The organism is Gordonia sp. NPDC057258, assembly GCF_042668985.1.
In the GTDB taxonomy this organism is placed as follows: domain Bacteria; phylum Actinomycetota; class Actinomycetes; order Mycobacteriales; family Mycobacteriaceae; genus Gordonia; species Gordonia hongkongensis.
The window spans coordinates 1-13,944 of the sequence record NZ_JBHUXZ010000052.1; the positions used below are offsets into that span (position 1 = coordinate 1).

Annotated in this window: 11 protein-coding genes and 1 rRNA gene; all 12 read right to left on the reverse strand. The window is 68.7% G+C overall.

Annotation, left to right across the window (positions count from 1 at the left end; genetic code table 11):
- Positions 1–91 (reverse strand): 16S ribosomal RNA (locus ACFUEJ_RS22885); the annotation flags it as partial.
- 447 nt (positions 92–538) lie between these two features.
- On the reverse strand, positions 539–1,873 hold the full coding sequence (gene tyrS, locus ACFUEJ_RS22890) for a tyrosine--tRNA ligase (protein ID WP_388032117.1): 1,335 nt from the start codon (positions 1,871–1,873) through the stop codon (positions 539–541).
- A gap of 59 nt (positions 1,874–1,932) precedes the next feature.
- Positions 1,933–2,154, reverse strand: coding sequence for a Trm112 family protein (locus ACFUEJ_RS22895; protein WP_058253839.1), 222 nt, complete (start codon positions 2,152–2,154; stop codon positions 1,933–1,935).
- A 5-nt stretch (positions 2,155–2,159) separates the two neighbouring features.
- Positions 2,160–5,156: an AMP-binding protein gene (locus ACFUEJ_RS22900; protein WP_388032124.1), complete on the reverse strand. Its 2,997-nt coding sequence runs from the start codon at positions 5,154–5,156 to the stop codon at positions 2,160–2,162.
- Positions 5,157–5,251: 95 nt separating this feature from the next.
- Entirely contained in the window at positions 5,252–6,724 is a 1,473-nt protein-coding gene (gene argH, locus ACFUEJ_RS22905; protein WP_058253841.1) for an argininosuccinate lyase, read from the reverse strand.
- Complete coding sequence (locus ACFUEJ_RS22910; RefSeq protein ID WP_058253842.1) at positions 6,721–7,920, reverse strand: argininosuccinate synthase; 1,200 nt, start codon at positions 7,918–7,920, stop codon at positions 6,721–6,723. Before ACFUEJ_RS22910 ends, argH begins: the two co-directional genes overlap by 4 nt.
- Before the next feature lie 159 nt (positions 7,921–8,079).
- Positions 8,080–8,586, reverse strand: a complete 507-nt coding sequence (locus tag ACFUEJ_RS22915; RefSeq protein ID WP_010844368.1) for an arginine repressor — start codon at positions 8,584–8,586, stop codon at positions 8,080–8,082.
- A gap of 13 nt (positions 8,587–8,599) precedes the next feature.
- Positions 8,600–9,523, reverse strand: coding sequence for an ornithine carbamoyltransferase (gene argF, locus ACFUEJ_RS22920; RefSeq protein WP_078113153.1), 924 nt, complete (start codon positions 9,521–9,523; stop codon positions 8,600–8,602).
- Positions 9,520–10,713, reverse strand: coding sequence for an acetylornithine transaminase (locus ACFUEJ_RS22925; protein WP_388032131.1), 1,194 nt, complete (start codon positions 10,711–10,713; stop codon positions 9,520–9,522). The genes argF and ACFUEJ_RS22925 overlap by 4 nt, the downstream gene beginning before the upstream one ends.
- On the reverse strand, positions 10,710–11,627 hold the full coding sequence (gene argB, locus ACFUEJ_RS22930; protein ID WP_388032134.1) for an acetylglutamate kinase: 918 nt from the start codon (positions 11,625–11,627) through the stop codon (positions 10,710–10,712). Before argB ends, ACFUEJ_RS22925 begins: the two co-directional genes overlap by 4 nt.
- Entirely contained in the window at positions 11,624–12,886 is a 1,263-nt protein-coding gene (gene argJ, locus ACFUEJ_RS22935; protein ID WP_388032136.1) for a bifunctional glutamate N-acetyltransferase/amino-acid acetyltransferase ArgJ, read from the reverse strand. Before argJ ends, argB begins: the two co-directional genes overlap by 4 nt.
- Positions 12,883–13,932 carry an N-acetyl-gamma-glutamyl-phosphate reductase gene (gene argC, locus ACFUEJ_RS22940; protein WP_165629964.1) on the reverse strand — a complete coding sequence of 350 codons (1,050 nt, stop codon included), beginning with the start codon at positions 13,930–13,932 and terminating at the stop codon, positions 12,883–12,885. Before argC ends, argJ begins: the two co-directional genes overlap by 4 nt.
- Positions 13,933–13,944 lie beyond the last annotated feature (12 nt).

Below are 13,944 nucleotides of genomic sequence, written 5' to 3' on the forward strand. Positions count from 1 at the left end.
GTACCCAGCAAGCTGGGCCTTTCCGTTCGACTTGCATGTGTTAAGCACGCCGCCAGCGTTCGTCCTGAGCCAGGATCAAACTCTCCATGAAAAAATGCAGAAACCAAATCAGCCCGAAAGCCAACGTTTCAACACAAAATCTTCAACCAGGAAAGCAAAACCTGACCAAAATAATCCTCAAAAAAACTGGCATCAAAAAATAAACTCATCAGCGCCACGCGACATAAAGGTCGCGGACACATCATCCAAGCAAACCATCTGACACCAAAATATGGCATCAAACAATCCACCAACACACTATCGAGTTCTCAAAGAACACACACCCACCAGACGTCCTCGATGTGAAGCCGGCTCCGATGAGCTCTCCCTGAGCGCGAGAAATACTCACGCTCTTGTTCTCGGGAGAGGCCCGCACAGGCGGCCCGAGCGAGTGGCTCGGGCACTTTTGCTTCCCCGGGGCTTGCGGCTCCGGGGGAGTTGCTCTCTGCGGTGCGTCGATTAAGTTACACAGGCGCGAACAACGCGTCAAATCGCCAGGTCAGAGGCCTAGTCTGGCGCCGGCGAAGCTCTTCTTGCCGCGACGCACCACCAACCACCGCCCGTGGAGCAGATCGGCGTCGGCCGGCTGCCACTCCGGGTCGGTGATCTTGGTGTTGTTCACGTAGGCGCCGCCCTCGGACACTGCACGGCGAGCAGCTTTGTTGGACTCCGACAGCTTCGTGTCGACCAGCAACTCGATGATCGTCGGACGGGTCTCGCCGTACTCGGCGATCGAGGTCTCCCCGACCGCGGCCGCGAGGGTCGCCTCGTCGAGTTCATCGAGCTCGGCCCGCCCGAACAGTGCCTGGCTGGCGAGTTGGACCGCATCGGTGTTGGCCTGACCGTGGATGAGGGTCGTCATCTCGGCGGCGAGTGTGCGCTGTGCGCGCCGCAGGTGCGGGGTCTCGGCGGTGGCACGTTCGAGTTCGTCGATCTCCTCGCGCCCCAGGAAGGTGAACCAGCGCAGGTAACGGATGACATCGGCGTCCGCCGTGTTCACGAAGTACTGGTACCAGGAGTAGGGGCTCGTCAGTTCCGGGTCGAGCCACAGACTGCCCCCACCCGTGGACTTGCCGAACTTCTTGCCGTCCGACGAGGTCACGAGCGGAACCGTCATCCCGTGCAGCGCCGAGCCGTCGAGTCGACGGGCCAGATCCACGCCGCCGACGATGTTGCCCCACTGGTCGGAACCACCGATCTGCAGCACGCATCCGTACCGGCGGTTCAGTTCGACGAAGTCGTTCGACTGCAGGAGCAGGTAGCTGAACTCCGCGTAGCTCATGCCGTCGGCCTCGAGGCGTCGCTTCACCGTGTCGCGCGCGAGCATCACGTTCACCGAGAAGTGCTTACCCAGGTCGCGGAGGAACTCGACCGCTGACAGCTTGCCGGTCCAGTCCAGGTTGTTCACCACCACGGCGCCCGTACGGGTGTCGTCGATGTCGACGAACCGCCGAAGCTGCGCATCGATACGCGCGGCCCACTCGGCCACGGTGTCCGCCGAGTTCATCGTCCGCTCCCCCACGTCGCGGGGATCACCGATCAGACCGGTGGCACCGCCGGCGAGGACGATCGGACGATGACCCGCCAATTGGAAACGCTTGAGGGTCAGCAACGGGACGAGGTGGCCGGCGTGCAGACTCGCCGCCGTCGGGTCGAAGCCCGCGTACAACGTGACCGGTCCGTTCGCGAGCGCCTCCCCCAGTGCACCGAGGTCTGTGGACTGGGCGATCAGCCCGCGCCATTGCAGTTCGTCGAGGATGTCGACGGTGGCGGGGACGGCAGTCGGCCGGGAGGACTCGGCCGGTCGGGGGGGTTCGACGTTGTCAGCACTCACCCCTCGATCTTGTCATCCGACGAGATCGAGGTGCGGTCGAGGTGACTCCCGTTGGCGGGCTACTCCGGCTGAGAACCGACGATGCGCTCGTGCTCGGCGTCGTCGACCGTGCGCGCCTCGTCGACGAGCATCACCGGGATGCCGTCGGAGTCGATGCGGTAGGCGACATGCAGCCGCGGGTTGTAGAGCTCGTCGCCGGCGTCGACCAGCGGACCGTGGTCCTGCGGGCAGGCCAGGCGTTCGCGCACGATCGGGTCGATGGCCTCAGCGCGTGTCGTCACCCGGATCAGCCTAGGGCATTGCGCGTCGAGGACCCGCTCCAGTCCAGCTTCTCCGCCACGGTCCTCGTGTACCTGCGATAGCGCCCTTCGTCGTCGCGATACCAGACGCGCGCACCCGGTTTCGGAAGTCCGTCCTCGACCAGACCGGTGCTGAGCGGGCGGAACGACGCCGACTGCGGGATGTCGTCGACGACGTGGACGAGATGAGGGCGCTCTTCGGCCCGGTACTCCCCCAGCGCGATCCGCAGTTGTGTGACCGTGAGCGAGTCCGGCGTGACCCCGGGCCGGAGGGTCATCGCCGCGACGACGACCTGGTGGCCGGGTTCGCCGACCCCGTAGACGACGACCTGGTCGACGCTCTTCAGTCGGGACAGGGCGTGGGCGATCGGGGGGATGAACACCGGGCCGTCCGCGGTCCGGAGCACGCGGTCGGTCGCTCCGAGGAAGTACAGGTCGCCGTCGGCGTCGCGCACGAACAAGTGACCCGACACCTCCCACCGATCACGCGTCGTGAAGACGTCGCGGAGCACCGTCCCGTTGGTGTCGAACTTGTGCTTGGCCTTGGCGAGGAGCAGACCGGGCTCCCCCGTCTCCGCCCGGCGGACGAAGCCCGAGTCGTCGATGAGCAACCGGTCGCCGACGATGTCGTAGGCCGCGACCTCGACCGGGTTCGTCTCCGGCAGTGGCCGGCCGACGGAGGACAACTTGTCCCCGGAGACGTTCGCGAGGATCGCCGAGCCGTCGGCGGTCGCGAAGAACTCGAGGATGCGCGCGCGGGGGAAACTCGAGCACACGTCCTCCCAGAGTCCCGCCGACATACCCGAGCCCATGAACAACCGGATCGGGTTGTGCTGGTTGATGTGGAAGTCGGGGTCGCGAACGATGCCGCTGAGCATCGACCAGGTGTAGGACACGACGGTGATGCCGTAGCGCTGCACCTCGACGGCGAAGTTCTTGGGATCGATGCCGTTCGACAGCGCGATCCTCGACCGCCCGACCACCGTCGCCCCCAGGGTCGTGAGCAGCCCCGACGCGTGGTGCAGCGGCGGCAGGCAGTACACGGTGTCGCGGTCGGTGAGCGCCGCCGCGGCCGCGGAGCCGAAGGCCGACATCGCGAACCGGTGGTTGGTCACCGGCCACGGGACGAGCTTGCCGTAAGCCCGGCTGAACAGGATGAACGCGAGGTCGCCCGCGAGACCGGGGTCGGGCCGGTACCAGGTCGGCATCACGACTTCGTCGGGATCGATGCGTTCCATGTCGACGATCGAGGTGCCGTCCGCACCGTCGATCGCCCGGGAGTCGCCACTGCCGCCGCCGAGTACCAGGACGCGGTCGGAGGCGGCACTGGCGAGATCGAGATTGGTGGGGTCGGTGACGATGACCGAGCTGTCGGCGAGCCGCATCATCTCGCGGACGTCGGCGTCCGCGGCGAGCAGCACCGCCACCGCGCCCAGACGCGAGAGCGCCGCGATGACGACCAGGGCGCTCGGCCGGGTGTCCATCAGGACACCGATGTGCTGGCCGGGGCGGATGCAGCAGTCGACCAGCCCGGCGACCACGTTGTCGATACGCGTGTCCACCTGGGCGTGGGTGAGCACACGGTTCTCGAAGAGGAACAGTTCCTTGTCGCCGCCGCGCTTGGTGTTCTCGGCCATCAGCTTCGACAGGGAAATGCGCGTACCGCTCTGGATCTGTCCCAGCCGGAACAATCGGGGGACGGTCCGCACCGACTCCGAGGCGACGGCTCGCGAGGTGCGTTGCAGGGAGTTGGCGAGGCCGAGCAGCTCGCGCGAGGCGGCGGTGCCGGCGTCGGCCACCGACCCCACCCCGTGCGTGAGTCGCGACGACAGGCTGACCCCGCCGCCGTGACCCGGCTCGACTAGCGACATCTCGGAGACGAGTTCGGGGCGCGGACCGTTGTCGGAGAGCCAGTTCACCCAGTCGGAGGTCGTCGGCCAGGTGTGTTCACCGGCCGCGCTACCGACCACGAGTCCGAAATGTCCGGCCGGCAAGGTGGATTCGTACACCTCCGCGTCGGGCGCGGCGCGGACAATGCCCCGTACCGCCGCCGGTTGCCCGATGTCGTCGGCATCGCCCACGAACGCGAGCACCGGGCAGGTGATCTCGGCGAGGGACACCAGATCGCCGTTGATCACGAAGCCGCCGGAGACCATGCGGTTGTGCGCCACGAACTGCCGGAGCAGCTCCGCGATCGCCGGGCCGGACCATGCGACCCAGCCGTCGGCCTCCAGGAAGCGGCGCTGGTCCTCCCGTGGCAGCAGCGCCTCACGATCGTGCAGACGGCGCAGGAAGTCGATGCGGCTGCGCACCGTCTTCACCGGATCCAGGAGCTGGAAGCCGGTGCGCGCCATCCAATCCCGCACCCAGAGGTTGCGTGAGAACGCCTTGTCGGCCAGGAACTCGGCCGCCGGGGCCACCAGTCCCGCGGGCAGCCCCAGGGGCAGTGCGGCGAGGACGTCGACGGGGCTGCCGAACGTGATCAGACTCGCGATCCCCTTGGACCGGCGGTAGGCCGCGGTCTGGTAGGCGAACATCCCGCCCTGCGAATACCCGGCGAGGTGGATATCACGGCCGGTCGCCTCGACGATCAGGTCGATCGCGTGGCTGATCGCGACCACGTGGTCGGCGAGATTGCGTTCCATCCCGCCTTCTTCGGAGTCGGGTGACCCGAAGTCGACGACCCACGGCGTGATGCCGTTGCGGTGCAGAATCGACACCGCACCGTTGTGCTCGGTGACGTCATAGACGTTGGCCGACACCATCATCGGCGGCACCAGGACGATGTTCGGACCGGTCGACGGATCGTTCGGGAAATACCGACGCAGCCGGAACATCTTGTGTGTCTCGACGACCGCGAAGGGCGCCGGTTCGGTGCCGGTCTCCAGTCCACCGAACCGCAGCACCTCGAGGCCGTTCTGCGCAGTGGCCAACACCCTGCCGACCACCCCCACGAGATCGGGGCCCCCGTCCCACACCGCCATCGTGTCGATCCTCCCGTCGTCGGTGTACCGGCCTCACCAGCGCGTTGATTGACGCGGCGTCGGTGACACAGGTCACTGTACCCAGTCGTCCGGGATCAGTGGCGCCCGCCGTGCCCAGCGGTCCAGCGTGTCCGGAGATCGGCGGTCTGGGCCGTGACGACGTCGATCTGCCGCCGGACCTGTCCGGGTGCGGTGCCGCCGTGCGCGTTGCGCGACTCGACCGAACCGCGGACGGTCAGGACGTCACGCACCGCCGGCGTCAGCGCCGGATGGACACCGGCCAGCGTCGCGTCGTCGAGTTCGTCCAGGCCGACGCCCCGGGACTCGGCCTCGCGGACACACGCACCCGCGGCCTCGTGCGCCACCCGGAACGGCACGCCCTGTCGGACCATCCATTCGGCGATGTCGGTGGCCAGGGTGAAACCCGCCGGCGCGAGTTCCGCCATGCGATCGGTGTGAAACTCCAGCGTGGCGACCAGGCCGGTCACCGCGGGCAGCAGCAGCTCCAGTTGGGCCACCGCGTCGAAGACCGGTTCCTTGTCCTCCTGCAGGTCCCGGTTGTACGCCAGCGGCTGCGCCTTCAGTGTGGCGAGCAATCCGGTGAGGTCGCCGATGAGACGACCGGCCTTGCCGCGCATCAGTTCGGCGACGTCCGGGTTCTTCTTCTGCGGCATGATCGAGCTGCCGGTGGACCACGCGTCGGCCAGCGTCACGTAGCCGAATTCCGGTGTGCTCCAGATGATCACCTCTTCGGACAACCGGGAGAGGTCGACTGCGATCATCGCGAAGACGAACGCGGCCTCCGCAGCGAAGTCGCGCGATGAGGTGGCGTCGATCGAGTTCTCCGCGGGTGCGTCGAAGCCCAGGTCGGCGGCGATCGCCGCCGGATCGAGGCCCAGGGAGGAGCCGGCCAGGGCGCCGGAACCGTAGGGCGACACCGCGGTTCGACGATCCGCGTCGGCGAGCCGGTCGATGTCGCGCAGGAGTGGTTGCGCGTGCGCCAGCAGATGGTGCCCCAGCAGGACCGGCTGTGCGGCCTGCAGGTGCGTCTTGCCCGGCATGATCGCGTCGGGATGGGCCGCCGCCTGTGCGGTGAGCGCGTCGACGACGTCGAGCAGGCCCAACGCGACCCGCCGCATGGCGGCGCGCAGCCACATCCGGAACAGGGTCGCGACCTGGTCGTTGCGTGAGCGCCCCGCGCGTAACCGGCCCCCGAGTTCGGGACCGACGCGCTCGATCAGGCCACGCTCGAGGGCGCCGTGGACGTCCTCGTCGGACTCGGCCGGCCCGAAGCTGCCGTCGGCGACATCGGCGGCCAGGCGATCGAGCCCGTCGAGCATGCCGGTGAGGTCCTCGGCGGTGAGCAGCCCGGCCTTGTTCAGCACCCGTGCATGCGCTTTGGACGCCTCGATGTCGAACGGGGCCAGGGCCCAGTCGAAATGGGTCGACTTGCTCAGCGCGGCCATCGCCTCCGCCGGTCCACCGGCGAAGCGACCGCCCCAGAGCGAACCCTGGTTGGTCGTCCCGCCGGTCTCCGGGCCGCTGCCGCCGCCGGTGCCCGCACTCACAGATTCAGGTCCCGCTTCGCGGCGATCTTCGACGACAGGCCGTGCAGCTCGACGAAGCCGCGGGCCGCGGACTGATCGAAGGTGTCGCCCTCGTCGTAGGTCGCGAGGTTGAAGTCGTAGAGCGACTCCGAGCTGCGGCGGCCGGTCGCGGCGATCGTGCCGCCGTGCAGGGTCAGCCGGATCTCGCCGGTCACGTGCTCCTGCGTGGAGGCGACGAACGCGTCCAGCGACCGCTTCAGCGGCGAGAACCAGAGACCGTCGTACACCAGCTCGGCCCACTTCTGGTCGGTGCCGCGCTTGTAGCGGCCGAGCTCGCGCTCGATGGTCACGTGCTCGAGTTCTTCGTGTGCGCGGATGAGAACCATGGCGCCGGGCGCCTCGTAGACCTCGCGGCTCTTGATGCCCACCAGGCGGTCCTCCACCACGTCGAGGCGTCCGACGCCCTGGGCGCCGGCCCGACGGTTGAGTTCCTGGATCGCCTCGAGGACGCTCACCGGGCGGCCGTCGATGCTGACCGGGCGGCCCTTGTCGAAGCCGATGATGACCTCGTCGGGCGAGTTCCAGTTGACGGTGGGGTCTTCGGTGTAGTCGTAGACGTCCTTCGTCGGCGCGTTCCACAGGTCCTCGAGGAAGCCGGTCTCGACCGCGCGTCCCCACACGTTCTGGTCGATCGAGAACGGCGACTTCTTGGTCACGTTGATCGGGATGTCGTTCTCCCCGGCGAAGGCGATCGCCTTCTCGCGGGTCCAGGCGTAGTCGCGGACCGGCGCGAGCACCTGCAGATCGGGCGCCAGGGTGGCAAAACCGACTTCGAAGCGGACCTGGTCGTTGCCCTTGCCGGTGCATCCGTGGGCGACGACGGTGCCGCCGTGATCACGGGCGGCGGTGACCAGGTGCTTGGCGATCAGCGGGCGCGACAGCGCCGAGACGAGCGGATAACGATCCATGTAGAGCGCATTCGAGGTGATCGCGCCGAGGCAGTACTCGTCGGCGAACTCGTCGCGGGCATCGACCACGACGGCCTCGACCGCGCCGCAGTCGAGTGCGCGCTGGCGGATGACCTCCATGTCCTCGCCGCCCTGACCGAGGTCGAGTGCCACGGCGACGACCTCTTTGCCGGTCTCCTTCTGGATCCAGCTGATCGCGACCGAGGTGTCCAGGCCGCCTGAGTATGCGAGTACGACACGTTCTGCCATGAGGTGAAGCTCCTGTTCTGCGCGATGACCGAGTCCATCATCGGCCCCGGTGTTCCGACGACACCGCCCGGGTATCCGGTTGGCGGTGTCTCGGCTGTTCGTTTGGTGTGGTCTGCCGGTTCCGCGGAGGCGGAACCGAGAATGTCGATGCGGCGAGGGTTACACGAGGCCCTCGATCCGGCGGGCGAGTTCCGCTCCGTCGAGCGGCTCGCGCGCGACGACGAAGATCGTGTCGTCCCCGGCGATCGTCCCCACGACGTCGGGCAGGCGCGCCCGGTCGAGCGCAGCCGCCAAGTAGTGCGCGGCGCCCGGGGGCGTTCGCAACACCGCGAGGTTGCCACTGCTGTCGGTCGAGACCAGAAGGTCCGACACGAGCCGGCCGAGCCGGTCGGTGCCGCCGGACACACCGCGGACGGGCGAACCGTCTTCGGGCACCACATAGACCCCGGCGCCGCCGTCCGCTGCCCGCAGCTTCACGGCCCCGAGTTCGTCGAGGTCGCGCGACAGGGTGGCCTGGGTGGCGTCGACGCCCTCCTCGGCGAGCAACCGCTGCAGCTCCGACTGGCTGCGTACCTGATGCGTGGACAAGATCTCGATGATGCGCGCATGACGACCCGCCCGGGTGGCGGCGAGGCGGCTTTCCGAGGGTTCGGCTCCGGCGGTCATCGTGGGTGTCCGCTCACTGGTGGTCCAACAGCCAGATCAGCAGGGCCTTCTGCGCGTGCAGGCGGTTCTCCGCCTCGTCGAACACGACGCTGCGGGGTCCGTCGATCACCGAGGCGGTGATCTCGTCGCCACGATGAGCCGGCAGGCAGTGCAGCACGATCGCATCATCGGCGGCATGCATGAGCAGGTCATCGTTGATCTGGTACGGCCGGAACGGCGCCGTGCGGTCCTTTCCGTCGTCCTCTTGCCCCATCGACACCCAGGTGTCGGTCACCAGGACGTCGGCCCCCGTCGCGGCGGCGACGGGGTCGGTCTCGAGCGTCACCGAGCCGCCGGTCTGCGCGGCACGCTTCTCGGCGTCGGCGATCACCGCCGGGTCCGGCTGGAAGCCGTCCGGCGAGCTGAGGACGACGTGCATGCCGGCCGTGACGCCGCCGAGCGCCAGCGAATGCGCCATGTTGTTCGCGCCGTCACCCAGGTACGTCATCGTCAGGCCCGCCGGCTGGCCCTTGTGCTCGGCGATCGTCTGCAGGTCGGCGAGCACCTGGCAGGGGTGGAACTCGTCGGACAGCGCGTTGACGACCGGGACGGTGGCGGTCGAGGACAGCGCCTCGAGCCGGTCCTGCCCGAACGTCCGCCACACGATGGCGTCGACGAAGCGGGACAGGACGAGGCCGGTGTCCTCCAGGGTCTCCTCGCGGCCGAGCTGTGTCGTCCGGCCGTCGACGACGACCGCATGACCGCCGAGCTGGGCGATGCCGACCTCGAACGAGAACCGGGTGCGGGTGGAGTTCTTGTCGAAGATCACCCCGACCCCGCGGGGGCCCTCCAGCGGCCGGAAGTCGAACGGCTTCGCCTTGACCTCGGCCGCGAGTGCGAGCACCTCGGCCTGCTCGGCCGGGGTCAGGTAGTCGTCGCGCAGGAAATGTCTGGTCATGGCTTGTCCCCCTCGTTCGATGTGGCGGCGGTGTCGAGCAGTGTCGGTAGCGCGCGCACGAAATCCTGTCCCTGCTGCTCGGTGAGGATCAGCGGCGGGGCCAGGCGCAGGACGTCGGGCGCGGGTGCGTTGATCAGGAACCCCGCGTCCCGGGCGGCGGCCTCGACGCGCTGCGAGAGCGGCTGCGTCAGCACGACACCGAGCAACAGGCCGGATCCACGCACATGCGAGACCAGCGGATGCTGCAGGTCCTCGATGCCGGTTGCGATCGACTTCCCCACCGCGGCAACGGAATCGAGGAGACCGTCGGCTTCGATGACCCCCAGGACGGCCAGCGCGGCAGCCGCACTGACCGGATTGCCACCGAAAGTGGTGCCGTGCTGGCCCGGCCCGAACAGGTCGGCCGCCGGACCGGTGGCGATACACGCGCCGATGGGCAGGCCACCGCCTAATCCCTTCGCAAGCGTCATCACATCGGGGACCACGCCCACCTGCTGATGGGCGAAGAACGTACCGGTGCGCGCGACGCCGGTCTGCACCTCGTCGAGGATCAGCAGCGCGCCGCGCTCCTCGGTGATCCGGCGAGCGGCCGCCAGGTAGTCGGCCGGGGGCACGACGACGCCTGCCTCGCCGAGGATCGGTTCGAGGATCACCGCGGCGGTCTGGTCGGTGACCATGGCGTCGAGCGCGTCGACGTCACCGTAGGGAACGAACCGGACGCCCGGCGGCATCGGTTCGAACGGAGTGCGTTTGGCGGGCTGACCGGTCATCGCGAGCGCACCCATGGTGCGTCCGTGGAAGGCCTGCTCCGCCGCGACGATCTCGGGCCGTCCGGTCCGTCGGGCCAGTTTGAACGCGGCCTCGTTCGCCTCGGTGCCGGAGTTGCAGAAGAACACGCGACCCGGATGGCCGAACCGGCCGAGCAACGCCTCGGCGAGTTCGACGACGGGCGGGGCGATGTACAGATTCGACACGTGCCCGAGCGTCTGGAGCTGGCGGGTGACCGCGTCGACAATCGCCGGGTGGGCGTGGCCGAGGGCGTTCACCGCGATCCCGCCGAGCAGGTCGAGGTAGCGCTTGCCATCGGCGTCGGTGACATACGCTCCCGAGCCCTCCACCAGGGCGATCGGGGGTGTGCCGTAGTTGTTCATCAGCGACTGTGCCCAGCGCTGCTGCAGTGGCGCGGTCATGCGTCCTCCTCAGGCACGACGACGGTGGTGCCGGTCGAGCTCTCGGTCAACAGTTCGGCCAGTACGGAATGGGCGACACGCCCGTCGATCACGTGTGCGCGGTCGACGCCGCCGGTGACGGCGCGCAGGCAGGCCTCCATCTTGGGGACCATGCCGGAATCCAGCGACGGCAACAGCGCGGTGAGTGCGTCGGTGTCGATCTGGGACACCAGGGATCCGCGGTCGGGCCAGTCCGTGTACAGGCCTTCGACATCGGTCAGCATCACCAGCCGGGACGCCCCCAACGCCTCGGCGAGAGCACCGGCCGCGGTGTCGGCGTTGATGTTGTGCACCACCCCGTCGCGGTCCGGTGCGATCGTCGAGACGACCGGGATGCGGCCGGCGGCCACCAGATCCAGCACCGCCGAGGTGTTGACCGACGCGATGTCGCCGACGAGGCCGATGTCGGTGGGAACACCCTCGACGAGCACCGTGCGCCGCGTCGCGGTGAACAGGTGGGCATCCTCACCGGTGATGCCGACGGCATACGGTCCGTGCGAGTTGATCAGCCCCACGAGCTCCCGCCCGACCTGACCGAAGAGAACCATGCGGGCGACGTCCATGACCTCGGGGGTCGTCACCCGGAATCCGCCCTTGAACTCACCCGAGAGCCCCAGTCGCTTCAGCATCGACGAGATCTGCGGGCCACCACCGTGAACCACCACGGGATGCATGCCGCACGCGCGCAGGAAGACCATGTCCGCCGCGAACGCCTTCTTCAACTCGTCGTCGATCATGGCGTTGCCGCCGTACTTGACGACGACGGTCGCACCGGCGAGTCGCTGCAGCGCGGGCAGGGCCTCGGCGAGGACCTTCGCCTTGGCCAGGCCGGCAGCGGGGTCGATCGGGTGGACGCCCGATGTCGTCTCGCTCATGACGAATACGCCGAGTTCTCTTCGACGTACGCATGGGAGAGGTCGGTGGTCCGGACACTGGCCGCCGACTCTCCCAGCTTCAGGTCGACGACGACGGCGATGTCGGGGCCGGACAGGTCCACATCTCGCGCGCCCTCGACCCCGAAACCGTTCTCGCACACCGGGTTGCCGTTGAACGACACCGCGATCCGGTCGGGATCGATGATGACCGGCGACGCGCCGACCGCGGCGAGTACCCGCCCCCAGTTCGGATCCGACCCGAACAGGGCGGTCTTCACCAGCGAATCTCGCGCAACGGCACGGGCGACGGTCAGCGCGTCGTCCTCGGTGTGCGCCCCGGTGACCGTGATGACGACCCGCTTCGTGACGCCCTCGGCGTCGGCCATCATCTGGGCGGCGAGATCGTCGCAGACGGCGAACACCGCGTCGTCGAGAACGCTCTGCTCGACCGGGATCTGGCTGGCGCCCGAGCTCAGCAGCAGAACCGTGTCGTTCGTCGAGCACGAGCCGTCGATGTCGAGCCGGTCGAAGGTGCGTGCCGTCGCCCTGCGCAAGGCGGTGTCGAGCTGCTCGGCGGTGGCCACCGCGTCGGTCGTGAGCACGACCAGCATCGTCGCCAGTGACGGCGCCAGCATTCCGGCGCCCTTGCCCATGCCGCCGACGTTCCACCCCTGCGGGTGGTGCAGCGCAGCCTGTTTGGGGACGGTGTCGGTGGTCATGATCGCGTGCGCCGCGTCAGTGCCGCCGGACAGGCCGCCGCCCATGTCCTGGACGATCTCGGTGACCCCGGCGAGGACCTTGTCCATCGGTAGCCGGTCGCCGATCAGTCCGGTGGAGCACACCGCGACCTCCACGGCGCCCGTGCTGGTCCCCCAGTTGCTGAGCGCGTCGGCCACCGCCTCCGCGGTCTTGTGGGTGTCCTGGAAGCCGCCCGGTCCGGTACAGGCGTTCGCGCCGCCGGAGTTGAGGATCACGGTGCGCAGCCGGCCGGTGGTGAGGACCTGCTGTGACCACAGCACCGGTGCCGCCTTCACCTGGTTGCGGGTGAAGACGCCGGCGGCGGAGTGGTCGGGGCCCTCGTTGAAGACGAGTGCGAGGTCGAGCGCACCGGATGCCTTGATGCCCGCCGCGATTCCGGCGGCCCGGAACCCCAGGGGCGCGGTGACGCCCTGGTTCCGCACGAGCCGCGGGTGATCTCCGGGGGCGCCGCCCTCGATCCGGTCCTGCTCTGTTTCCGCGCTGCCCTGCGATCCGGTCACGGTGCCACTCCCACGGTGCTCAGTCCCTCGTTCTCGGTCCAGCCCAGCGCCAGGTTCATCGATTGGACCGCGGCGCCGCCGGTCCCCTTGGTCAGGTTGTCGACCGCGCCGACGACCACGAGGGTCTGTGCGCGTTCGTCGACGGTCACGCCGAGCTGGACGGCGTTGGAGCCGATCACCGAACCGGTGGCAGGCAGCCGCCCCTCCGGCAGCACGTGCACGAATTCCTCGTCCGCATAGGCCTTCTCGTAGACCGCGCGCGCCTCCTCCGCGGTGGCCCCGGTGCGCGCGGTGCACGTCGCGAGGATGCCGCGGGCCATCGGGGCGAGGATGGGCGTGAAGGAGACGGTCACCGGCTGTTCCGCGGCGGTCGAGAGCGCCTGGGAGATCTCCGGCGTGTGCCGGTGGACCCCGCCCACGCCGTAGGCCCGCGCGGACCCGATGACCTCGGACGCCAGCAGGTCGACCTTGGGCGACCGTCCGGCACCCGATGCCCCGCTCACCGCGACGACGGTCACGTGCGGATCGGCGATGCCCGCGGCGATGGCCGGGAGCAACGACAGGATCGACACCGTCGGATAGCAACCGGGCACCGCGATCCGGCTCGCGTCCCGGAGCGTTTCCCGGTTGCCGGGCAACTCGGGCAGACCATACGGCCAGGTCCCGGCGTGGTCTCCGCCGTAGTACGACGTCCATTCACCGGCGTCGCGCAACCGGAAGTCGGCCCCGCAGTCGATGATCAGCGTCGTCGGCGGCAGGGCATCGGCGATCACCGCGGATGCGCCATGCGGCAGGCCCAGGAAGACGACGTCGTGTCCGGCGAGGATCTCCGGTGTCGTGTCCTCCAGGACCCGGTCGGCCAGCGGGAGCAGATGGGGATGGTGCGCACCCAGGAGCGTCCCGGCATTGCCACCCGCGGTGAGCGCGCCGATCTCGAGTTCGCCGGATCGCAGACGGGGGTGCCCGCACAGCAACCGGAGTATCTCGCCACCCGCGTAGCCGCTCGCGCCGGCCACCGCCACCCTCACCTTGCTTGTCGAAGCCATGTGATCATTATG

Excerpts from the sequence above, each read along its gene's own strand:
- ACFUEJ_RS22915 (WP_010844368.1), bottom strand. The coding sequence starts at position 8,586 with ATGACCGCCGGAGCCGAACCCTCGGAAAGCCGCCTCGCCGCCACCCGG.
- argC (WP_165629964.1), bottom strand. The coding sequence starts at position 13,932 with ATGGCTTCGACAAGCAAGGTGAGGGTGGCGGTGGCCGGCGCGAGCGGC.
- ACFUEJ_RS22925 (WP_388032131.1), bottom strand. The coding sequence starts at position 10,713 with ATGACCGCGCCACTGCAGCAGCGCTGGGCACAGTCGCTGATGAACAAC.
- ACFUEJ_RS22900 (WP_388032124.1), bottom strand. The coding sequence starts at position 5,156 with ATGGCGGTGTGGGACGGGGGCCCCGATCTCGTGGGGGTGGTCGGCAGG.
- argB (WP_388032134.1), bottom strand. The coding sequence starts at position 11,627 with ATGAGCGAGACGACATCGGGCGTCCACCCGATCGACCCCGCTGCCGGC.
- argF (WP_078113153.1), bottom strand. The coding sequence starts at position 9,523 with ATGACCAGACATTTCCTGCGCGACGACTACCTGACCCCGGCCGAGCAG.
- ACFUEJ_RS22910 (WP_058253842.1), bottom strand. The coding sequence starts at position 7,920 with ATGGCAGAACGTGTCGTACTCGCATACTCAGGCGGCCTGGACACCTCG.